This is a genomic window from Streptomyces sp. NPDC005898 (assembly GCF_040629635.1).
Taxonomy (GTDB): Bacteria; Actinomycetota; Actinomycetes; order Streptomycetales; family Streptomycetaceae; genus Streptomyces.
In genome coordinates, this window is the sequence record NZ_JBEXWC010000005.1 from 237,235 (window position 1) to 260,042 (window position 22,808).

Annotated in this window: 7 protein-coding genes (1 of these 7 running past the window's edge); 5 read left to right on the forward strand and 2 right to left on the reverse strand. The window is 73.0% G+C overall.

The window, feature by feature from the left end:
• The 4 genes from ABZ385_RS10020 to ABZ385_RS10035 all read left to right on the forward strand — a co-directional run.
• Positions 1-9,212, forward strand: partial view of a non-ribosomal peptide synthase/polyketide synthase gene (locus tag ABZ385_RS10020; RefSeq protein WP_358910765.1) — the final stretch only. It extends 11,266 nt beyond the left edge of the window; 9,212 of the gene's 20,478 nt are visible here — the last part of the coding sequence; the start codon falls outside the window, past its left edge; the stop codon is at positions 9,210-9,212.
• On the forward strand, positions 9,212-16,369 hold the full coding sequence (locus ABZ385_RS10025) for an amino acid adenylation domain-containing protein (protein WP_358910767.1): 7,158 nt from the start codon (positions 9,212-9,214) through the stop codon (positions 16,367-16,369). The genes ABZ385_RS10020 and ABZ385_RS10025 overlap by 1 nt, the downstream gene beginning before the upstream one ends.
• A 29-nt stretch (positions 16,370-16,398) precedes the next feature.
• Positions 16,399-16,626 (forward strand): MbtH family protein, encoded by a 228-nt coding sequence (locus ABZ385_RS10030; protein WP_358584993.1) that lies wholly within the window; start codon positions 16,399-16,401, stop codon positions 16,624-16,626.
• Between the two features lie 77 nt (positions 16,627-16,703).
• On the forward strand, positions 16,704-17,507 hold the full coding sequence (locus tag ABZ385_RS10035) for an alpha/beta hydrolase (protein ID WP_358910768.1): 804 nt from the start codon (positions 16,704-16,706) through the stop codon (positions 17,505-17,507).
• Between the two features lie 107 nt (positions 17,508-17,614).
• On the opposite strand, the gene ABZ385_RS10040 is transcribed toward ABZ385_RS10035, so the two are convergent.
• On the reverse strand, positions 17,615-18,835 hold the full coding sequence (locus tag ABZ385_RS10040; protein ID WP_358910770.1) for a hypothetical protein: 1,221 nt from the start codon (positions 18,833-18,835) through the stop codon (positions 17,615-17,617).
• Between the two features lie 140 nt (positions 18,836-18,975).
• On the reverse strand, positions 18,976-21,483 hold the full coding sequence (locus ABZ385_RS10045) for an MMPL family transporter (protein WP_358910772.1): 2,508 nt from the start codon (positions 21,481-21,483) through the stop codon (positions 18,976-18,978).
• Positions 21,484-21,777: 294 nt separating this feature from the next.
• Between ABZ385_RS10045 and ABZ385_RS10050 the strand changes: the two genes are divergently transcribed.
• The gene (locus ABZ385_RS10050) at positions 21,778-22,806 is read left to right on the forward strand and encodes an ornithine cyclodeaminase family protein (RefSeq protein ID WP_358584986.1); all 1,029 of its coding nucleotides are present in this window, start codon (positions 21,778-21,780) and stop codon (positions 22,804-22,806) included.
• Positions 22,807-22,808: the final 2 nt, after the last annotated feature.

Below are 22,808 nucleotides of genomic sequence, written 5' to 3' on the forward strand. Positions count from 1 at the left end.
GGTTGTCGCCGCTTGAGCCGCACCACCCGGTGTACGTGATCTATACGTCCGGTTCGACGGGCCGGCCGAAGGGCGTGGTCGTTGAACACGCGTCCGTGGGTCACTACTTGGAGCGGGCCCGTGAGGTGTACGCGGACGCTTCCGGTTCGGCGCTGCTGCACTCCTCGGTCGCCTTCGATTTGACGGTGACCGCCTTGTATTCGCCGTTGGTGTCTGGTGGCCGTGTGGTGCTGGCCGAGCTGGATGAGCAGGCAGCCGGGTATGGGCGTCCGTCGTTCATGAAGGTGACGCCGTCGCATCTTGCGATGCTGGAGGCTCTGCCGTCGCAGGTGTCGCCTTCGGGCACGTTGATCACGGGTGGTGAGGCGCTGTCCGGCGAGGCGCTGGCCGCCTGGCGGGAGGCGAACCCCGACGTCACGGTGGTCAACGCCTACGGTCCGACCGAGGCGACGGTCAACTGCACGGACTTCCGTATCGAGCCAGGGCAGGAGGTCGCCTCAGGACCGGTGCCGATCGGCCGCCCGTTCTGGAACACCCGCGCCTACGTCCTGGACGCCCAGCTCAGGCCTCTTCCCGTCGGTGTCGCGGGTGAGCTGTATGTCGCCGGTGCGGTACTCGCCCGGGGTTATTGGAAGCGTCCGGATCTGACCGCTGAGCGGTTCACCGCCGACCCCTTCGGTCCGCCCGGTGCGCGGATGTACCGCACGGGCGACCTGGCCCGCTGGAACGCCGACGGTCAGCTCGTGTACGCCGGTCGCGTCGATGACCAGGTCAAGCTGCGCGGCTTCCGCATCGAACTCGGTGAGATCCAGGCCGTGCTGACCACGCACCCCGGCATCTCCCAGGCCGCCGTCATCATCCGCGAGGACCAGCCCGGCGACCAGCGCCTCGTCGCCTACCTCGTACCGCAGGAGGAGTACGCCCCGGCCGCCGACGAACTGCACGCACACGTGGCCGCCCAGCTCCCCGACTACATGGTCCCCTCGACCTTCGTCATCCTGGGCGCCCTGCCCTTGACCGTCAACGGCAAGCTGGACCGCCGCGCGCTGCCCGCCCCCGCGTACGAGGCGACGGAAGAAGGCCGTGCCGCGCGTTCGCCGCGCGAGGAGATCCTGTGCGGGCTCTTCGCCGACGTACTCGGCAAGGAGACCGTCGGCATCGACGACGACTTCTTCCGGCTCGGCGGGCACTCGCTGCTGGCGACGAAGCTGGTCAGCCGTATCCGCGGCACGCTGGACGTCGAGCTGCCCATCCGGCAGCTCTTCGAGACGCCGACCGTCGCCGGGATCTCCGCCACCCTCGACGGCGGCCCCCTCGGCGCCCGTCGCGGCGTCGTCGCCGGGCCGCGCCCCGAGCGCATCCCACTGTCCTACGCCCAGCAACGCCTTTGGTTCCTCAACCAGTTCGAGCCCGCCAACGCCACCTACAACATCCCCGTCGCCCTGCGCCTGACCGGACACCTCGACCGGGACGCCCTGCGCCTCGCCCTCGCGGACGTCGTCGCACGCCACGAGAGCCTGCGCACCGTCTTCGCCGAGGACGACGAGGGCTCCCGGCAGATCGTGCTGCCGGCCGACGCCGAGCAGGCCCTCCCGCGGCTCGCCGTGGTGGAGGCGGCACCCGGCGAGGTCGACGGTCGGCTGCGGGATGCGGCACGCGCCGGGTTCGACCTGGCCGCCGAACTGCCGTTGCGGGTCACCCTCTTCGCCGTCGGCGAGGACGAGCACGTACTCCTTCTCCTGCTGCACCACATCGTGAGCGACGCGTGGTCGCGTGCCCCGCTCGCCCGTGACCTCGCCACCGCCTACGCGGCCCGTGTCGAGGGGCAGGCCCCCGCCTGGGCGCCGCTGCCGGTGCAGTACGCGGACTACAGCCTCTGGCAGCGCGACGTCCTCGGCGCCGAGGACGACCCAGCCAGTGAGATATCCCGCCAACTCGCCTACTGGGAGCAGGCGCTGGGCGGGCTGCCGGACCAGCTGGAGCTGCCGTACGACCGGCCGCGCCCCGCCGTCGCCTCCTACCGCGGCGACCGGCTGCCCTTCGCGGTACCGGCGGCGCTGTACGCGGACGTGGTGGCGCTCGCCCGGGAGGCCGGCGCCAGCCCGTTCATGGTGCTCCAGGCCGCTCTCGCCGCGCTCCTGACGCGGCTCGGCGCGGGCGAGGACATCCCGATCGGCACGCCGGTCGCGGGCCGCACGGACAGCGCGGTCGAGCAGCTCGTCGGCGTGTTCATCAACACCCTCGTCCTGCGCACGGACACCTCCGGCAGCCCGACCGCCCGCGACCTGATCGCCCGGGTGCGGGAGACCAACCTCGGGGCGTACGCGCATCAGGACCTGCCCTTCGAGCGGCTCGTGGAGGCCGTCAACCCGGAGCGGTCCCTGGCCCGCCACCCCCTCTTCCAGGTGCTCCTGGCCTTCAACAACACGGACACCGCCGCCGTGGAGGGCGCCGCGGACGGCCTGCCGGGGCTCTCCGTGACGCGGGCCGTCGCGGACACGGCGGTCGCCAAGTTCGACCTGTCCTTCGCCTTCGCGGAGAGCGGGGACGCGGCGGGCGAGCGGGCCCTGGAAGGCGTCCTGGAGTACAGCACCGACCTGTTCGACCGCTCCACGGTCGAGACGCTGGGAGCACGCTTCCTGCGCCTGCTCGGCGGCATGGTCGCCCACCCCGACGCGCCGCTCACCACCCTCGGTCTCCTCGACGGCGCCGAGACCCGCACGCTGCTCACCGACTGGAACGACACCGCGTGCGAGATGCCGGCGCGGCCGGTGGTCGAGCTGTTCCGGGAGCGGGTGGCGGTGGACCGTGACGCGGTGGCCGTGGTCGCGGGCGATGAGTCCCTGTCGTATGGGGAGTTGGCCGATCGGGTGGAGCGGCTGGCCGCACTGCTGGCCGCTCGTGGTGCGGGTCCGGAGCGGTTCGTGGCGGTGGCGTTGCCGAGGTCCGCGGATCTGGTGGTGGCGCTGCTCGCGGTGTGGCGTGCGGGTGCGGCGTATCTGCCGCTGGACACGGAGTACCCGGCCGACCGGCTCGCGTACATGCTCGACGACGCCGACCCGGCCCTCATCCTCACCGCCACCAGGACCGCGGACCGCCTGCCCGACTCCGGCGTGCCGAGACTGCTGCTGGACGACCCGGAGGTGCGGTCCGCCCTCGCCGACCCGTCGGCCCCCGGCCTCGCCCGCCCTGCCACCGACCTCCACCATTCCGCGTACGTCATCTATACGTCGGGTTCGACGGGGCGGCCGAAGGGTGTGGTGGTGCCGCAGGCGCCGTTGGTGAACTTCCTGGTGGCGATGCGTGACCGGTTCGGCCTCGGGTCGGGTGACCGGCTCGGTGCGGTGACCACGGTCGGGTTCGACATCGCGGGCCTGGAGTTGTTCGTGCCGCTGTTGAGCGGTGCGGCCGTGGTCGTCGCGGACCGGGAGACGGTCCGTGACCCGGCCGCGCTGGCCCGGCTGGTCACCGCGAGGGGCGTGAACGTCATGCAGGCCACCCCGAGCCTGTGGCGGGCGCTGCTCGCCGAGGACGCGGCGGTGCTGTCCGGCGTACGGGTCCTGGTGGGCGGTGAGGCTCTTCCCGCAGACCTCGCGCAGGCTTTGACGGCTTCCGCCGCGTCCGTCACCAACATGTACGGGCCCACGGAGACGACCATCTGGTCCACCACCTGGGACGTTCCCGCCCTCAAGGCCCCCGCGCCCCGTATCGGCCGCCCGATCGCCAACACGCAGGTGTATGTGCTGGATGCGGCCCTGCGTCCGGTGCCCTCCGGCGTCCCGGGCGAGCTGTACATCGCCGGTGAGGGTGTCGTACGCGGCTATCACGGGCGTCCGGCGTTGACCGCCGAGCGTTTCGTGGCCGACCCGTACGGACCGGCCGGCTCCCGTATGTACCGCACGGGTGACCTCGTGCGCTGGAGTGCCGAGGGCGAGCTGGAGTATCTGTCCCGGGTGGACGACCAGGTCAAGCTGCGTGGGTTCCGCATCGAGCTGGGGGAGATCGAGACGGTCCTGGCCGGGCACTCCCAGGTCGCGCAGGCCGCCGTGATGGTCCGCGAGGACCGGCCCGGCGACAAGCGCATCGCCGCCTACGTCATCCCCGCCGGACCGACCGCCCCGGCACCGCAGGACCTTCGCGAGCACACCGCGTCCGCGCTGCCCGACTACATGGTCCCGTCCGCCTTCGTCACCCTCGACGCCTTCCCGCTCACCCCGAACGGCAAGCTGGACCGCCGCGCCCTGCCCGCCCCCGAGTACGAGGCCCAGCAGACGGGCCGTGCCCCGCGCTCGCCGCGCGAGGAGATTCTCTGCGGCCTGTTCGCCGAGGTCCTCGGAGTGGACGCGGTGGGCATCGACGACGACTTCTTCCGGCTCGGCGGGCACTCGCTGCTCGCCACCAGGCTGGTGAGCCGCATCCGCACCACCCTGGACGCCGAACTCCCCGTCCGCCGCCTCTTCGAGGCACCCACCGTCGCCCGCCTCGCCGGCACGCTGGACGAGGTGGCCGGCGCGCGCGGCAGGATCGTGCCCGTCCCGCGCCCCGCCCGGGTGCCGCTGTCGTACGCCCAGCAGCGGCTCTGGTTCCTCCAGCACCTGGAGGGCCCGAGCGACGCCTACAACATGCCCGTCTCCCTCGACCTGACCGGCCCCCTGGACACGGACGCCCTGCGCGCCGCGCTCACCGACGTCGCCGCGCGGCACGAGAGCCTGCGCACCGTCTTCGCCGAGGGCGCGGACGGCGAGGCCCACCAGGTGGTCCTGGACGCCGCGCGCCTGCGGGTGCCGCTGACCGTCGAGCCGGCCGACGAGGACACCGTGGACCGGCTGCTGCGCCGCGCCGCCGGATACGTCTTCGACCTGGAGAACGAGATCCCGCTGCGCGCCACGGTGTTCGAACTGGACGCCGACCGGCACGCGCTGCTCCTGCTGACGCACCACATCGCCGGCGACGCCTGGTCGCGCGGCGCCCTGGTGCGCGACCTGACGGCGGCCTACGCGGCCCGCCGCGAGGGCCGGGCGCCCACCTGGGCCCCGCTGCCCGTCCAGTACGCGGACTACAGCCTGTGGCAGCGCGACGTCCTCGGCTCCGAGAGCGACCCGGACAGCGAGGTCTCCCGCCAACTCGCCTACTGGCAGCAGGCCTTGACGGCCCTCCCCGAAGAGCTGGCGCTGCCCTTCGACCGGCCGCGCCCCGCGGCGGCGTCGTACGAGGGGGACCGGGTCGTCTTCGACGTGGCCCCGCAGACGTACGAGCGGCTGACGGCGGTGGCCCGTGAGCACGGCGCGAGCCTGTTCATGGTCCTCCAGACGGCTCTGGCCGCACTTCTGACGCGGTTGGGGGCGGGCACGGACATCCCGATCGGCACGCCCATCGCGGGCCGCACGGACGACGCCCTGGACGACCTGGTCGGCTTCTTCGTCAACACGCTGGTGCTCAGGACGGACGTGTCGGGCGACCCGACGTTCGCGGAGCTGCTGGAGCGGGTGCGCGCCCAGAACCTCGCCGCGTACGCCCACCAGGACCTGCCCTTCGAGCGGCTGGTCGAGATCGTCAACCCCGAGCGCTCGCTGGCCCGCCACCCGCTCTTCCAGACCATGCTCAGCTTCGACAACGCCGGGCGCCTCACCGGGGAGCGCGTGGACCTCGGCGGGCTCGCCGTCTCCGGGCGGCCGCTCGGGGCGCCCTCCGCCAAGTTCGACCTGTCCTTCGAGATCGCGGAGCACACAGCGGCCCCGGGCCGCCCCGCCGGACTCGGCTGCGCGCTCGACTTCAGCACCGAACTGTTCGACCGGGCGACCGCGCAAGCCCTCGCCGACCGGTTCGTACGCGTCCTGGAAGCCCTCACCGACGACCCCCACCTGGCCATCGGCGAGGCGGAGATCCTGGCCGAGGACGAGCGGCACCGCATGCTCGTCGACTGGAACGACACGGCCGTCGAGCACCCCGCCCACACCTCCGTGCACGCACTGTTCGAACAGCGGGCCGCCACCGCGCCGGACGCGGTGGCCGTCGTCGCCGGCGCGCTGAGCCTCACCTACGGCGAGCTGAACGCCCGCGCCAACCGGCTCGCGCACCGGCTCATCGGCATGGGCGTCGGCAAGGAGAGCCGTGTCGCCGTCCTCCAGGAGCGCACCGCCGAACTCGTCGTCTCCACGCTCGCCGTGCTCAAGGCGGGCGGCGCCTATGTGCCGATCGACCCGCAGCAGCCCGCGTCGCGCTCGGAGTTCATCCTCCGGGACACCGCGGCCGTCGCGCTGCTCACCGACCGTGACCCCGCCGACCTGGGCTTCGACGTCCAGGCCCCGGTGCTGCGCGTCGGCGCGGGCCACGACGTCACCGACGGCCCCGCGCACGACCCCGGCATCGCCACCGAGGCCGAACAGCTCGTCTACGTCATGTACACCTCCGGCTCCACCGGCACCCCCAAGGGCGTCGCCAACACCCACCACAACGTCGTCCACCTGGCGGCCGACGCGTACTGGCGGCGCGGCCACCACGCACGCGTCCTGATGCACTCGCCGTACGCCTTCGACGCGTCGACCTTCGAGATCTGGGCCCCGCTGCTGGGCGGCGGCCAGGTCGTGGTCGCCCCCGCCGGGCGCCTGGATGCCGCCGACCTCGCCGCGGCCATCGCCGGGCAGGACGTCACGGGCCTGTTCGTCAGCGCCGGTCTCTTCCGGGTCCTCGCCGAGGAGCACCCCGAGTGCTTCCGGGGGGTCCGCGAGATCTGGGCGGGCGGTGACGTGGTCTCCCCGGTCGCGGTCCGCCGCGTCCTCGAGGCCTGCCCCGGCACGGTCGTCGCCAACGAGTACGGGCCCACGGAGACCACCGTGTTCTCCGCCGTCAACCCCCTGCGCGACCCGGCCGAGGTGCCCGATGCCGTCGTGCCCATCGGCCGGCCCCTGTGGAACACCCGCCTGTACGTCCTGGACGCGCTGCTGCGGCCCGTCGCCCCCGGCGTGCAGGGCGAGCTGTACATCGCGGGCGCCGGTGTGGCCCGCGGCTACCTCGGCCGGGGCGATCTGACGGCACAGCGCTTCGTCGCCGACCCCTTCGCGGGCGGCGGCGAGCGGATGTACCGCACCGGGGACGTCGTGTCCTGGCAGCCGGACGGCCGCCTGCGGTTCGCCGGACGCGTCGACGACCAGGTCAAGCTGCGCGGCTTCCGCATCGAACCGGGCGAGGTCGAGGCCGCCCTCGCGGCCCGTGCCGACGTCGCGCAGGCCGCCGTGGTGCTGCGCGAGGACCGTCCCGGCGACAAGCGGCTCGTCGGCTACGTCGTCGCCGGCGCGAGCACGCCCGAGCCGGACGAGCTGCGCGCCCACGTCGCCGCGTCCCTGCCCGAGTACATGGTGCCCTCGGCCGTGGTCGTTCTCGACGAGCTGCCGCTCACCCTCAACGGCAAACTGGACCGCCGCGCCCTGCCCGCGCCCGAGTACGGGGCGCGGGACGACACGAGCCGCCGCGGGCCGCGCACCGAACGCGAGAAGACCCTGTGCGGCCTGTTCGCGGACGTGCTGGGCCTCGCCGAAGTCGGCATCGACGACGGGTTCTTCGACCTCGGCGGCGACAGCATCATGTCGATCCAGCTGGTCAGCCGCGCGCGCCGGGCCGGACTCGAACTGTCCGTACGGGACGTCTTCGAACACCGCACGGTCGCCGCGCTCGCCGGTGTCGTCCAGGAGGCGACCGGTGCCCCCGTCGAGGAGGCGGGCGCGGGCGTCGGCGAGGTCCCGCTCACGCCGATCAAGCGGTGGTTCCTCGAACGGGGCGGTCCCGCCGGCCAGTTCAACCAGTCCCGCCTCGTGCAGGTGCCCGTGTCCCTGCGGCACGAGCACCTGGTGAGCGCCGTCCAGGCACTCCTGGACCACCACGACGCGCTGCGGGCCAGGCTGGGCGCCGCGCCCGAGTGGCGCCTGGAGATCCGCGAGCCGGGCACGGTCGACGCCGGGTCCGTCGTACGGCGGGTGCCCGCCGCCGGACTCGACGAGAGCGCACGCCAGGACCTGGTCCGCGCCGAGACCGAGGCCGCCCGCGAGCGCCTGGACCCGGCCGCCGGCCGGATGGCACAACTGGTGTGGTTCGACCGCGGCACCGAGGCGCCGGGCGTCCTGCTGATCCTCGTCCACCACCTGGTGGTCGACGGGGTGTCGTGGCGCATCCTCGTCCCGGACCTCGCCGAGGCGCACCGCGCCGTGGCCGCGGGCCGCACCCCCGAGCTGCAGCCGGTCGGCACCTCACTGCGCCGCTGGTCGCAGCGGCTCACCGAGGAGGCGGCCCGGCCGGCCAGGGCCACCGAGGCCGCCTGGTGGCAGGGCGTCCTGCGGCGCGCCGACCCCGTCCTCGGCACCCGGGCGCTGGACCCCGCCAAGGACACGTACGCCACCGCGCGGCACCTGGCCATGACACTGCCGGTGTCCGTGACGGAGGCGGTCCTCACCCGGGTCCCCGCCGCCTTCAACGCCGAGGTCAACGACGTGCTGCTGGCCGCCTTCACGCTCGCCTGGACCCGCTGGCGGGCCGGGAGCGGCGACGGTCTGCTCCTCGACCTGGAGGGCCACGGCCGCGAGGAGCACCTGGTCGAAGGAGCCGACCTGTCCCGGACGGTGGGCTGGTTCACCAACCTGTACCCCGTACGTCTGGACGCCGCCGTCGGCGACCTCGCCGACGCGTTCGCGGGCGGACCCGCCGCCGGGGCCGCCGTCAAGGAGATCAAGGAGCAGCTGCGGGCGGTGCCCGACAAGGGCATGGGCTACGGCCTCGCCCGCTACCTCAACCCCGCCACCGAGGCCGGTTTCGCCGATCTCCCCGCCCCCCAGGTCGCCTTCAACTACCTGGGCCGCTTCACCACCGCGGGCACCGAGGGCGCGGGCGGCGCCGCCATCCCCGACTGGACGGTGCTCGCCACCGCGGCCGGCCTCGGCGGCACGGACCCCCGGGTCCCGCTCGCCCACGCCCTGGAGCTCAACGCCCGCACCAACGACGGGCCGCGCGGCCCCGAACTGACCGCCACCTGGACCTGGGCGAAGGACATCCTCGCCGAGAGCGGCGTACGCGAACTCGCCGACCTGTGGTTCCAGGCCCTGGAGGCCCTCGCGGAACACGCCGAGCGGCCCGACGCGGGCGGCCTGACCGTCTCCGACGTGTCTTTGGCCCTGCTCGACCAGAACGAAATCGAATTGCTCGAAGACGAGTGGAGGACGTCGTAATGGCGACCCAGTCCGGTCTGCAGGACATACTGCCGCTGGCACCGCTGCAGGAGGGCTTGCTCTTCCACAGCGTGTACGACGAGACGGCCACGGACGTCTACCTGGTGCAGCAGGCCATCGACCTGGAAGGAGACCTCGACACGGCGGCGCTGCGCGCCGCGTGCCGCACCCTCCTGGCCCGGCACGCGAACCTGCGCGCGGCCTTCCGCTACGCGGGACTCAAGCGGCCCGTGCAGATGATCCCCCACCAAGTGGCGCTGCCGTGGGAGGAGCTGGACCTCACCGGGCACCCCGAGCAGGAGCGCGGGGCCGCCGCGGACCGGGCCCTGGAAGGGGACCGCCTGCGCCGCTTCGACCTGGCCAAGCCGCCGCTGATGCGGTTCACCCTGATGCGGCTCGGCGAGCGCCGCTTCCGGTTCGTGCTCACCAACCACCACATCCTGCTCGACGGCTGGTCCAAGCCGATGCTCGTGCGGGAACTGCTCAAGCTGTACGCCACCAAGGGCGACGACAGCGCCCTGCCCAAGGTGCGGCCCTTCCGCGACTACCTCCAGTGGCTGGCCCGCCAGGACCGCGAGGCCTCGCTCACCGCCTGGCGCGAGACCCTGGCCGGACTCGACGGGCCCACGCTGGTCGCCCCCCACCCCGGCGAGCGCGCCCCGCGCGTACCCGGCCGCCTGGAGCGGGAGATCGACCAGGCCACCTACGAGAAGCTCGCCGCGCTCGCCCGCGACCGGGCCCTGACCCTCAACTCCCTGGTGCAGGGCGCCTGGGCGGTCGTCGTCGGCGGGCTCACCGGCCGCGACGACGTGGTGTTCGGCACGACCGTCTCCGGGCGCCCCCCGGAGATCGCCGGGATCGAGACCATGGTCGGCCTGTTCATCAACACCCTGCCGGTGCGCGTACGGCTGCGGCCCGAGGAGCCGCTGCTCGCCACCGTGCGCCGGGTGCAGGACGAGCAGACCCGCCTCCAGGCCCACCAGCAGCTGGGCCTCGCCGAGGTGCAGCGCCTGGCCGGGGCCGGTGAACTCTTCGACACCACCATGGTGTTCGAGAACTACCCGACCGACATCGGCGCCGAGGACGACGAGCCCGGCGGCTTCCGCGGCCTGACCGTCACCGCCGCCCGCAACCGCGACGCCACCCACTACCCGCTGGCGTTCGTCGCCGTCGGCCGCGGCGGTCTGCGGCTGCGCGTCGACCACCAGCCCGACCTGATCGCGCCCGCTCTGGCCCGAGCCGTCATGGACCGCCTCGTACGCGTCCTCGAGTCCGTCGCCCACACGCCCGAACTGCCCCTCGGACGGCTCGACGCGCTCGGGGACGAGGAGCGGCGGACCGCACTCGCCCTGGGCCGGGGCGCCGCCGTCGACGTCCCCGCAAGCGGCCTGCCCGAGGCGTTCCGCGCCCAGGCGGCCCGCACCCCGCACGCCGAGGCCGTGCGCTGCGGCACGACCGCCCTCGACTACGCCGAGCTCGACGCCCGCTCCGACCGCCTCGCCCACCGCCTGGCCGCGGCCGGCGTGCGCGCCGAGACACCGGTCGCGCTGCTCATGGAGCGCTCCGCCGACCTCGTCGTCGCCGTGCTCGGCATCCTCAAGGCGGGCGGCGCCTACGTCCCGCTGCGCGACACCGACCCCGTCGAGCGCCTCCGCCAGACCCTTGGCCGGGCCGGTGTCACCCTCGTCCTCGCCGACGAGACGCACCGCGCGCACGCCGAGCGGACCGGCGCGACCGTGCTGCCGGCCGGCGACGAGGAGCCCCCGGCAGGCCCCGCGCCCCAAGTGCGGACCCACCCCGACCAGCTCGCGTACGTGATGCACACCTCGGGCTCCACCGGCGTCCCCAAGGGCGTCGCCGTCACCCACCGGGACGTCGTCGCACTCGCCCACGACCGGTCCTTCACCGGCGGCGCGCACACCCGCGTCCTGGTCCACTCGCCGCACGCCTTCGACGCCTCCACCTACGAGCTGTGGGTGCCGCTGCTGTCCGGCGGCACCGCCGTCGTCGCCCCGCCCGGCGACCTCGACGCCGACACCCTCGGCAAACTCCTCGCCGAACACGGCGTGAGCGGACTCTGGCTCACCTCGGGCCTCTTCCAGCTCGTCGCCGACGAGGCCCCCGGACACCTGGCGGGCGTACGAGAGGTGTGGACCGGCGGTGACGTCGTGCCCGCCGCGTCCGTGCGCCGCGTCATGGACGCCTGCCCCCGCATCACGGTCGTCGACGGCTACGGCCCCACCGAGACCACCACGTTCGCCGCGCGGCACGCCCTGCCCGCCGGCTCGGACACACCGGCCGCCCTGCCCATCGGCACCCCCCTGGACAACACCGAGCTGCACGTCCTGGACGGCTGGCTGCGCCCGGTGCCGGCCGGGAGCACGGGTGAGCTGTACATCGCGGGCGCCGGACTCGCCCGCGGCTACTGGCGGCGCGCGGCCCTGACCGCCGAACGCTTCGTCGCCGACCCCTACGGCCCCGCGGGCACCCGCATGTACCGCACCGGCGACCTGGTGCGGTGGAACGCCGAGGGCGCCCTGGACTACCTCGGACGCGCCGACGACCAGGTGAAGATCCGCGGCTTCCGCATCGAACTCGGCGAGATCGAAGCCGTCCTCGCCGCCCACCCGGCCGTCGCCCAGGCCGTCGTCACCGTCCGCGAGGCCCGGCCCGGCGACAAACGCGTCGTCGCCCACCTCGTCCCGGCGCGGGACCCCGCCCCCACCCCCGCCGAACTGCGCTCCCACGCCGCCGGCGAACTGCCCGACTACATGGTCCCCTCGGCGTACGTCGTCCTGGACGCGCTGCCGCTGACCGGCAACGGCAAGGTCGACCGCGCGGCCCTGCCCGCCCCCGACCTCGGCGCCGCCCTCGCCGGACGGGCTCCGCGCACCCCGCAGGAGGAGATCCTGTGCGGCCTGTTCGCGGAACTCCTCGGCGTGCCGTCCGTCGGCATCGACGACGACTTCTTCGAACTCGGCGGCCATTCGCTGCTCGCCACCCGCCTGGTCAGCCGCATCCGCTCGGTCCTCGGCGTCGAACTGGCCGTGCGCGGCCTCTTCGAGGCACCCACCGTCGCCGCCCTCGGCCGCGCCCTCGCCGCGGCCGGCGGCGCGCGCGCCGCGCTGAGAGCCGCCGACCCGCGCCCCGAACGAGTGCCCGCCTCCTTCGCCCAGCGCAGACTCTGGTTCCTGCACCGCTTCGAGGGGCCGAGCCCCACCTACAACATCCCCTTCGCGCTGCGCCTCACCGGGGACCTCGACCAGGCGGCGCTGCGCGCCGCCCTCCGCGACGTCGCCGACCGCCACGAGGCGCTGCGCACCGTCTTCGCCGAGGACGCCGAGGGCCCGTACCAGATCGTCCTGGACGGCGAGCGGGCCCGCCCCGAACTGACGGTCGAGCCCTCGGTGAGCGCCGCCGACCTGCCCGGCCGCCTCGCCGCCACCGCGGGCCACGCCTTCGACCTCGCCACCGAAGTACCGCTGCGCGCCTGGCTGTTCGGCACCGGGGAGCGCGAACACGTCCTGCTGCTCCTGGTCCACCACATCGCGGGCGACGGCTGGTCCGTGCCGCTGCTCGCCCGCGACCTCACCGCCGCCTACGCGGCCCGCCTGACCGGCGCCGCGCCCGCCTGGACGCCGCTGCCCGTCCAGTACGCCGACTACAGCCTGTGGCAGCGGCAGGTCCTCGGCTCCGAGGACGACGAGACCAGCCCCATCTCCCGCCAGCTCGCCCACTGGAAGGAGACGCTCGCGGGCCTGCCCGACGAACTGGCGCTGCCCGTCGACCGCCAGCGGCCCGCCGTCGCCTCCCACCGAGGCGACCGCGTCCTGTACGAGGTGCCGGCACCGCTGCACCAGAAGATCACCGACCTGTCCCGGGCCGCGCAGGCCAGCCCCTTCATGGTGCTCCAGGCGGCGCTCGCCGCGCTCTTGACACGGCTCGGCGCGGGCGACGACATCCCCCTCGGCACCCCCGTCGCGGGCCGCACCGACGACGCGCTCGACGAGGTCGTGGGCTTCTTCGTCAACACGCTGGTCCTGCGCACCGACACCTCGGGCAACCCCGCCTTCCGCGACCTGCTCGCCCGCGTGCGGGAGGCGGACCTCGCGGCCTACGCCCACCAGGACCTGCCCTTCGAACGGCTGGTCGAGGAAGTGAACCCGAGCCGCTCGCTGGTCCGGCACCCCCTCTTCCAGACCATGCTGACCTTCAACAACACCGACCGGACGACGGCGGGCGGAGACGGCCTGCCGGGCCTGAGCACCGCACCGGTGGTGTCGGACACCGCGTCGGCCAAGTTCGACCTGCTCTTCTCCTTCGCCGAGCGCCGAGCCCAGGACGGCACGCCCGACGGACTCGGCGCGGGCCTGGAGTTCAGCACCGACCTGTTCGACCGCGCCACGGCCGAGGCACTCGTCGCCCGGCTGCTGCGCTTCCTCGAAGAGGTCACCGCCGACCCCAGGCGCCGCATCGGGGAGATCCCCGTCCTCGCCGAGGAGGAGCGGCGCCTGGTGCTCACCGAGTGGAACGACACCCGGCGCCCCTACCCCTACCGCTCGCCGGCCGAGCGCTTCGAGGCGGCGGCCGCGACCACCCCCGACGCGGTGGCGGTCCAGGCCCCGGACGGCTCCCTCACGTACGCCGAACTCGACCTGCGCGCGAGCCGCCTCGCCCGGCTGCTCACCGCGCGGGGCGTGGCCCCCGAGAGCCGGGTCGCGGTGGCCATGCACCGCTCCGCCGACCTGGTCGTGGCCCTGCTCGCGACCTGCAAGGCGGGCGCCTGCTACCTGCCGGTCGACCCCGAGTACCCGGCCGACCGCATCGCCTACATGCTCGACGACGCCCGTCCCTCGGTGGTCCTCACCACCCGCGAGGTGCGCCCCGTGCTGCCCGCCGCCGTGGACGAGCGTGTCCTCGTGGTCGACGACCCCGCATTGGCGCAGGAACGGACGCAGGAGTCGGCGCAGGAACCGGTGGCGCTCGGCGTCGAGCGGCCGGGTGCCCGCCAGGAGGCCGCCCATCCCGCCTACCTCATCTACACCTCGGGTTCGACCGGCCGCCCCAAGGGCGTGACCATGCCGGCGGGCGCTCTCGGCAACCTGCTCGACTGGCACGAGGAGGCGCTGCCCGGCGGCCCCGGCACCCGCGTCGCGCAGTTCACCGCCGTGAGCTTCGACGTGTCCGTGCAGGAGATCCTGTCCGCGCTGCTGGGCGGCAAGACCCTCGTGGTCTGCTCCGAGGACGTGCGCCGCGACCCGGCCCGGCTCGCCCGCTGGCTCCAGGACACCCGCGTCCAGGAGCTGTACGCGCCGAACCTCGTCATCGACGCCGTCTGCGAGGCCGCCACCGCCCAGAACCTGGCCCTGCCCGACCTCACCGACCTGGTGCAGGCCGGTGAGGCACTCACCCCGCACGGGGCCATCCGTGCCTTCTGCGCCGCCGGGCCGGGGCGGCGGCTGCACAACCACTACGGGCCCGCCGAGACGCACGTGGTGACGTCCCATCAGCTGCCCGAGCGACCCGAGGAGTGGGACGAGGGCGCGCCGCCCATCGGCCGCCCCATCGCCAACACGGCCGTGCGCCTGCTCGACCCGTGGCTGGCGCCGGTACCGCCCGGCGTCGCGGGGGAGCTGTACATCGCGGGCACCGCACTGGCCCGCGGCTACCACGGCCGCCCCGGGCTCACCGCCGAGCGGTTCGTCGCCGATCCCTACGGCCCGCCGGGCACCCGCATGTACCGCACGGGCGACCTGGCCCGCTTCACCGCCGAGGGGCGCCTGGTCTACCTGGGCCGCGCCGACTCCCAGGTGAAGATCCGGGGCTTCCGCGTCGAGCCGGGCGAGATCGAGGCCGCTCTCACCGCGGAGGACGACGTCGCGCAGGCCGCCGTGGTGGTGCGCGAGGACCGGCCCGGCGACCGCAGGCTCGTCGGCTACGTGGCGGCGTCCGCGGCTCTCGCCGAGGGCGAGCTGCGGGCCCGCGCGGCCCGCCGGCTGCCCGACCACATGGTGCCCGCCGCGTTCGTCGTCCTGGACGCGCTGCCCCTGACGCCCAACGGCAAGCTGGACCGGGCCGCGCTCCCGGCGCCCGAGTACGCGGCGGGCGGCGGACGCGAGCCGCTGACGCCCGAGGAGCACACCCTGTGCGGCCTGTTCGCCGAGGTGCTCGGCGTGGAGCGGGCCGGCGCGGACGACGACTTCTTCGAGCTGGGCGGCCACTCCTTCCTCGCCGCCCGCCTGGTGGGCCGCGTCCGTGAGGTGACGGGCACCGAACTGCCGGTGCGCGCGGTCTTCGAGGCGCCCACCCCGGCCGCGCTCGCCGCGGCGCTGGCGGGGGAGACCGGCCCGGCCCGCGACTCGGCGGCCGTGCTGCTGCCGCTGCGGGCGGGCGGCACCGCCGCCCCGCTCTTCTGCCTGCACCCGGGAGGCGGCTTCAGCTGGTGCTACTCGGGCCTGGTCCGCCACCTCGGCCCGGACGTGCCGCTCTACGGCATCCAGGCGCGTGGCCTGGACGGACGGCGGCAACTGCCCGCCACCATGGAGGAGATGGTCGAGGACTACCTCGCCGAGATCCGCTCGGTGCAACCGCACGGCCCCTACCGGCTCGCCGGCTGGTCCTTCGGCGGCCTGTCCGCGTACGCCCTCGCCACCCGGCTGCGCGCCGAGGGCGAGGAGGTGGGCCTGCTCGCGGTGCTCGACGCCTATCCCCAGGGGGCGGACGCCGACACCTCCGACCCGGTGGAGCACGAGGTCGTCGCGCACAACATGCAGGCCATGGGGTTCGAGTTCGAGATGGCCGATCTCCTAGCAGACCAGGAAGCGGTTCTGCTGCGTTTCCGGGAGTTCCTGCAGGGCGGGAATCAGGCTCTCGCCCACCTGGAGGCGCACGACATGATCGCACTCAAGGACGTGTACGTGAACAATGTCCGGATCATGCGCAAATTCGAGCCGGATTTCTTCGACGGGGACATCCTCCTCATCTCCGCCGACCAGAAGTCCGACGCCGACCGGGAGAACCGCCTGAATGTCAACTTGTGGCAACCCTATGTCGGCGGACGGGTCGAGGTGCGGCCGATAGACTCGACGCACGGAAATCTGATGACGGATGCGCGGCATGTCGCCCGCATCGGCAATCTCCTCGCGGACCGCCTGTAATTCACCATTTCTCGACAAGGAGCAATCGAATGAGCAGCAACCCCTTCGAGGATGCCGAGGGAACCTACCTCGTTCTCGTCAACGACGAGGGACAGCACTCGCTGTGGCCGGCCTTCGTCGAGATTCCGTCCGGGTGGCGGACCGCCCTCGGCGAGAGCACGCGCGACGCGGCCCTCGAATACGTCAACACCCACTGGACCGATCTGCGTCCCAAGAGCCTGATCGCGTCCATGGAGGGCTCCGGCGCCACCGCCTGACGCCACCGCGCAGCCATGCGGCCCGCCACCGGCACACCCGGTCGGCGGGCCGCTCGCTCCAGGGGAGGGGAGACGACATGCCGGTCATCCCGGTGAACGGAATCCGACTCAACTACGAGGCGACCGGACAGGGCGAGCCGGTGGTGCTGATCCAGGGCACCGGCGGCGGCCGCACCGTCTGGCAGCTCCACCAGGTGCCCGCGCTGACCGAGGCCGGATACCGGGTGATCACCTTCGACAACCGGGGCATCCCGCCCACCTCCGAGTGTCCCGAGGGCTTCACCCTCCAGGACATGGTGGGCGACGTCGCCGGGCTCATCGAGCGCCTCGGCCTCGGCCCGTGCCGCGTGGTGGGCACCTCGCTCGGCGCGTTCGTCGCCCAGGAACTGGCCCTCGCCCGCCCCGACCTGGTCCGCCGGCTCGTCCTGATGGCCACCCGCGGACGCACCGACGCGCTGCGCGCGCGCCTCACCGGCGCCGAGATCGACCTGCACGACTCCGGGGTGCGGCTGCCCGCCTCGTACGCGGCCGTGCTCCGGGCCCTGAAGTCCCTGTCCCCCCGCACCCTGAACGACGACCGGGAGCTGGCCGACTGGCTCGACCTGTTCGAGCTCGCGGCCCCGCCCGGCCCCGGCCAGCGGGCCCAGATGCAGCTGAGCCGCCTCGACGACCGGCTCGCCGCCTACCGGGGGATACGCGTCCCGAGCCTCGTGATGTCCTTCGCCGACGATCTGGTGACACCGCCGCACCTGGGCCGCGAGGTCGCCGACGCCATCCCGGACGCGCGGTACACGGTGATCCCCGACTGCGGCCACTACGGCTACCTGGAGGACCCGGCGACCGTGAACAAGGCCCTGGTGGAGTTCCTCGCGGGGGCCTGAGCCGTCGCCCGGGAAGCGGGCGACGGGCCCGGCACAGCGGGCGGAAGGGGGGAGGCGCCGGCCGGCGCCTCCCCCCTGGGCGTTCCCGTGCGACGCCCCGGGTCACGTCAGCCCGCGCTCGCCCCCGGTGCGAGCGAGGCCGCGAAGCCCTCGTACTTGTAGCGCGGCGAGTACAGACCGGAGGCCCACAGCGTGCCGTCCGCCGTGGTGGTGAAGGCGGCGACCTGGGAGTACGAGCCGGTGCCGGGGCCGGGGAGCGGCTCCCACGCCGTGCCGGTCCAGCGGGCGAGGCTCTGGTTCTTGCTGTCGTGGGCGGTCAGGCCCGCCAGCAGCTGCCCGTCGTGGAAGGCGAGGGCGCTCACCTCCAGGCTGTCCCGGCTCTCCTCACCGGTCGGCTGGGTGACGGGCACGAACGTCAGCTTCCAGCCGGCGGCGTCCCGGCGCAGCGCGAAGGCCTTCGGCGGGCCCGTGCCGGCGTCCGCCCAGGGGTTGCGGTCCATGCCGCCGATCCACACCTCGCCGTTCCTGCCGACGGTGACCGCGGTGGCTCGGGCGGACAGCGTGGAGACGGCCGGCAGCTCGACCTCGCTCCAGGACGTGCCGTCCCAGTGCACCGCGTACGGCCGTGAGACGGCTTTCAGCACCCGCGGGCTGGTGGAGCCGACGGCCCAGATGTCGTTGTCGGAGACGACGTGCAGGGCCCGCAGCGAGGTCGCGTGGCCCGGGACGGCGAACTTGGCGAGGGACCACTTGGCGCCGTCCCAGCGGGCGACGACGCCGGGGCTCGTGTCGTCGGCCGCGCGGAGGTTGCCCACCGCCCACACGGTGCCGCGCGAGGTCGCCCTGGCGGCCAGCGTCTCCATGTCGGGCACGGTCCGGTTCGTCCAGGCCGTGCCGTTCCAGTGGTGCCCGCTGAAGTAGCCGCGGTCGTTGCGGCCGAAGCCCCACGCGTCGTCGGGGGCGGTGCCCGCGAGGACGTCGGTGGAGCCACCGGTGGGCAGCGGCACCTTGCGCCAGGCGGTGGTGGACGTCTTGCTCCACAGCGTGTGGACGTACTCGCAGGGCAGGCAGGTCACGGTGGTCTGCCTGCTGCTGCGGGCGAAGGCGGAACCGCCGCCGAACGGGAGGTAGGAGCTGAAGCCCTGGGCGTCGGGCGCCGCCACGGGCTGCCACCCGGAGGCGGCGGGAGCGGGGGGTGCGGGAGGTGCCGCGGCGGGTGCCGCCGCGGCCGTCGTGGTGGCCGTCAAGGCGAAGGCCGCTGTCAGGAGCAGTACCTTCGCCTTCGGAATCAGGGCGCGTATCCCGGCTCTGCCGGTTGTTTTGGGCATGACCGTCACCCTGGCAGCGGGCCGGTGCCTGCGGGACGCCGTCGGCAGCTTCCTGCACGCAGGAAGCTGCCAAAAGAGGAGGGAGGACGTCCGGCCGGGGGTGCCGGGACGCCCTCCCTCCGTAGGAGGGGCCTGTTCTCCTACTGGTGGGAGTCAGGCCACGTGGTATCGCGGGACGCGTTCGGGGGCTGCTGGGGGTGGGGCGCCTGCGGTGCCTGCCCGTAGGGCCGGCCGTACTGCTGGTGCCCCTGGTGCCCCTGGTGCCCCTGGTGCCCCTGGTGCCCCTGGTGCCCCTGGGGCGGCTGGTACGACTGCTGCCGCTGATACCCCTGCTGGTGATACCCCTGCTGGTCGTACTCCTGTGCCGGAGGCGACTGCCGGTCGTATCCCTGCGAGGTCCGCGACTGCTGCGGGTATCCCTGCGGGGCCCCGAACTCCGCGTACTGCGGCTGCTGCGGCTCGCGCGGCTGCTCCGGCAGGCCGTCGCCGGAGCCCGGCGCGGACTGCCCGTGGCGGCCGCCGGATCCGGTGCCGCCCGGCCACCAGTTCCACTTGCCGATCACGGTCATCAGCGCCGGCAGGACGAAGATCCGGATCACGACCGCGTCCAGCAGGATCGCCGCCGCGAGACCCACGCCGAGCTGCTTGAACTCGACCATGCTCAGCGTCCCGAAGATCGCGAAGACACCGACCATGACGATCGCCGCACTGGTCACCACGCCCGCGGACTTCGTGATGCCCTCACGGACCGCTTCCTTGACCGACACCCCGCGCAGCGCCGCCTCGCGGATCCGGCTGACGACGAACACGTGGTAGTCCATCGAGAGGCCGAAGAGCACCACGAACAGGAAGAGGGGCAGCCAGGAGACGACCGCCCCCGTGCTGTGGAAGTCCAGGATCGTCTCGGCCCAGGTGTTCTGGAAGACCGCCGAGAGGACACCGAAGGAGGCCGCCGCGGAGAGCAGGTTCAGGAAGATCGCCGAGACCGCCACGGCCAGAGAGCGAAAGATGAAGATCATGGTGGCGAAGGTGAGGAGCAGGACGAAGCCCACCACCCACGGCATGCGCTCCTTGAGGTGGTCCGTGAAGTCGACGCCCTGGGCCACCTTGCCGCCCACGCCGTACTCGGCGTCCGGCACGTCGGCCATCGCCTCGGGCACCCACTCGCGCAGCACGTCCAGGGACTCCTTGGCGCCGTCGCTCTTGGGCGGGTGCGGAGTGCCCACGCTCACGGTCAGGACCCGGTGGTTGTCGGACTCCTCGATCGTCGGCTTCTGGTCGTGCGCGAAGAGCTCGTCCTTCGCGGTCCGTTCGAGCAGCTTGTCCAGGGCGGCCTTGGCTTCCTTGGTCTCACCGGCCGGAACCCGTACGGCGACCTTGTGCACGGTGCCCTCGCTGGGGAAGGCGTCCGTCAGCCGGTCCATGGCCTGGACGACGGCGATGTCCCTGGACAGGTCGTCCGAGCCGGGCTGCTTGAGCTTCATGTCCATGGCCGGCAGGGCGAGCAGTGCCATGGCGCCGATGGAGACGACGAGCGTCAGCCACGGCTTGGACAGCGCGGGCCTCAGCAGGACCGGCCACACCCGGGAGTCGCCCGAGCGCATGGTCAGCCGCCACAGGAGCGGCACCTTGGGGCGGTCCACCCAGTTGCCGAGCTTGCCGAGCAGGGCGGGCAGCACGGTCAGCGAGGCGAGCACGGCGACCGCGACCACGATGATCGAACCGGTGGCGAGCGAGGCGAACGTCGGTTCGTCGGCCAGGTAGAGCCCGGCCATCGCGACGATGACGGTGGTGCCGGACACCACGACGGTGTGGCCCGAGGTCTCGGCGGCGATCTCGATCGCGTCGATGTGACCCCTGCCGCGCTTGCGCTCCTCACGCTCCCGCTTGAGGTAGAAGAGGGAGTAGTCGACCCCGACGGCCATGCCCATGAGCAGGATGACGTTGGTGACCGCGCTGGTCTCCGGCATCACGTGCGAGGCCAGCGTGGAGAGCCCGATCGCGGCGCCCACGCAGGACAGTGCGAGCACCACGGGCACGCCGGCGGCGATGATCGCGCCGAACACCACGAGCAGGATCAGCAGCGTCAGCGGCAGGCTGATCAGCTCGGCCTTCTTGAAGTCCTCACCGAGGGTCTCCGAGAGCCCCTTCGCCGTCGAGCCCGTACCCACCTGCTCGATGCGCAGGCCCGCGTTGTCCTCCTCGGCCGCCGCGCTGGCGTCGAGCAGCGGCTGGACCCGCGTGTCGGCGTTCTCGGTGTCGCCCTTCATGACCACCGGCACGAGGACGGCCTTGCGGTTCGGCGCGGGGACGGGCTGCCCCACACTCTCCACGCCGTCCAGCGCCTTCATCCGGCGCTGTACGTCCGCGACGGCCTTGCGCGCGGCCTTCTCGTTCAGGGTGCCGCCGGACTCGGCGGTGATCAGGACGTTCTCCTCGGGCTTCTCGGTGAAGTCGCCCGAGGCGATGATCTTGCCCGCCCGGCCGGACTCCCGGACCCCCGACTCGTCGTCGCTGATCTTGTTCGTGCCGGCGGCCCCGCCCAAGAACAGGCACAGGACGACGAAGGCGGTCCACGCTCCGATGGCCGTCCACGAATGTGTCGCGCTCCATCGCGCGATCCGTACCGTTGCCGGTTTCTTTCGCACCGTTGTTCCTTCCGTTGCTGCACGGTCCGCGGGGAGCGGCTGTCCGGTGACGACGTGAGCAACGCTAGTGACGCGCGGCGGACGGGGATACGAGGTAAACCGCCGCACTGACCAGAGCTTTCCGCACATCCGACCCTGCGGTTTCCCGCAGGGTCGACCCTGCGGGAAACCGTAAGGGGACCGAATAATCTTGACCCGAACAAAAAGCGGCCGTTACTTTCTAAAGGCGGTTCCAGGCAGAAAGAATTTAATGGCAGTTAATTGCCACGGTGCGAAGGTATTCGAGGGAGAAAAGTGGAAACTCTGATCCTCACCCGGCAGCATGTTGCCAAACTCGTCCAGGAGAACGGCCGCGACTATTTCATGGACCGGATGATCGCCCGCCTGGAAGAGGCGTTCACGACCCCCGGCCGCGCGGGCGTGACGCCCGCCCGCGAAGGATTCCTGCGCGGCCCCGACGACACGGCGATCCTGGAATGGATGCCGCATCATCAGCCGGGGAGTTCCATAACGATCAAAACGGTGGGCTACACACCGACGAACCCGGAGAAGTTCCAGCTCCCCACCATCATCGGATCCCTGACCCGCTACGACGACGTGACGGGTCATCTCCTCGCGGTCTGCGACGGCATCCTGCCCACCGCGATCCGCACCGGCGCCGCCGCCGCCGTCGCCAGCAAGCTGCTGGCCCGCCCCGACAGCAAGGTGCTCGGCCTGGTCGGCGCGGGCGCGCAGTCCGTCACCCAGGCCCACGCCCTCAGCCGGGTCTTCCCGCTGGAGCAGGTCCTCGTGTACGACATCGACGCCGCGCACGCCGCCTCGTACGCGAGCCGGGTGGACTTCCTGGACCTCGACGTCCGCGTCGCCACGCTCGCCGAGATCGAGGCCGAGTCGGACATCATCTGCACCGTCACGTCCGTCGGCGTCGGCGAGGGCCCCGTCCTGCCGGGCGAGAACCTGCGCCCGCACGTCCACATCAACGCCATCGGCGCGGACCTCATCGGCAAGTTCGAGGTGCCGAAGTCCGTGCTCACCTCGGCCTTCGTCACCGCCGACCACGTCGGTCAGGCGCTGCGCGAGGGCGAGTGCCAGCAGCTGGCCGAGAGCGACCTCGGCCCCGACCTGCTCGCGCTGTGCGCCGACCCGGCGCTGGCCGAGCCGCTGCGGGAGCGTACGACCGTCTTCGACTCGACCGGCTTCGCGCTGGAGGACCACGTCGCCTTCGACGTCCTCCTCGAACTCGCCGACGAGGCGGGCATCGGCGACCGCGTCGAGCTGGAGCACCTGCCGGCGGACGCCCTCAACCCCTACTCCTTCGAGTAGTC

Bases quoted from the DNA above. Each gene is read 5' to 3' on its own strand.
- ABZ385_RS10025 (WP_358910767.1), top strand. From the start codon at position 9,212: ATGGCGACCCAGTCCGGTCTGCAGGACATACTGCCGCTGGCACCGCTG.
- ABZ385_RS10030 (WP_358584993.1), top strand. From the start codon at position 16,399: ATGAGCAGCAACCCCTTCGAGGATGCCGAGGGAACCTACCTCGTTCTC.
- ABZ385_RS10035 (WP_358910768.1), top strand. From the start codon at position 16,704: ATGCCGGTCATCCCGGTGAACGGAATCCGACTCAACTACGAGGCGACC.
- ABZ385_RS10040 (WP_358910770.1), bottom strand. From the start codon at position 18,835: ATGCCCAAAACAACCGGCAGAGCCGGGATACGCGCCCTGATTCCGAAG.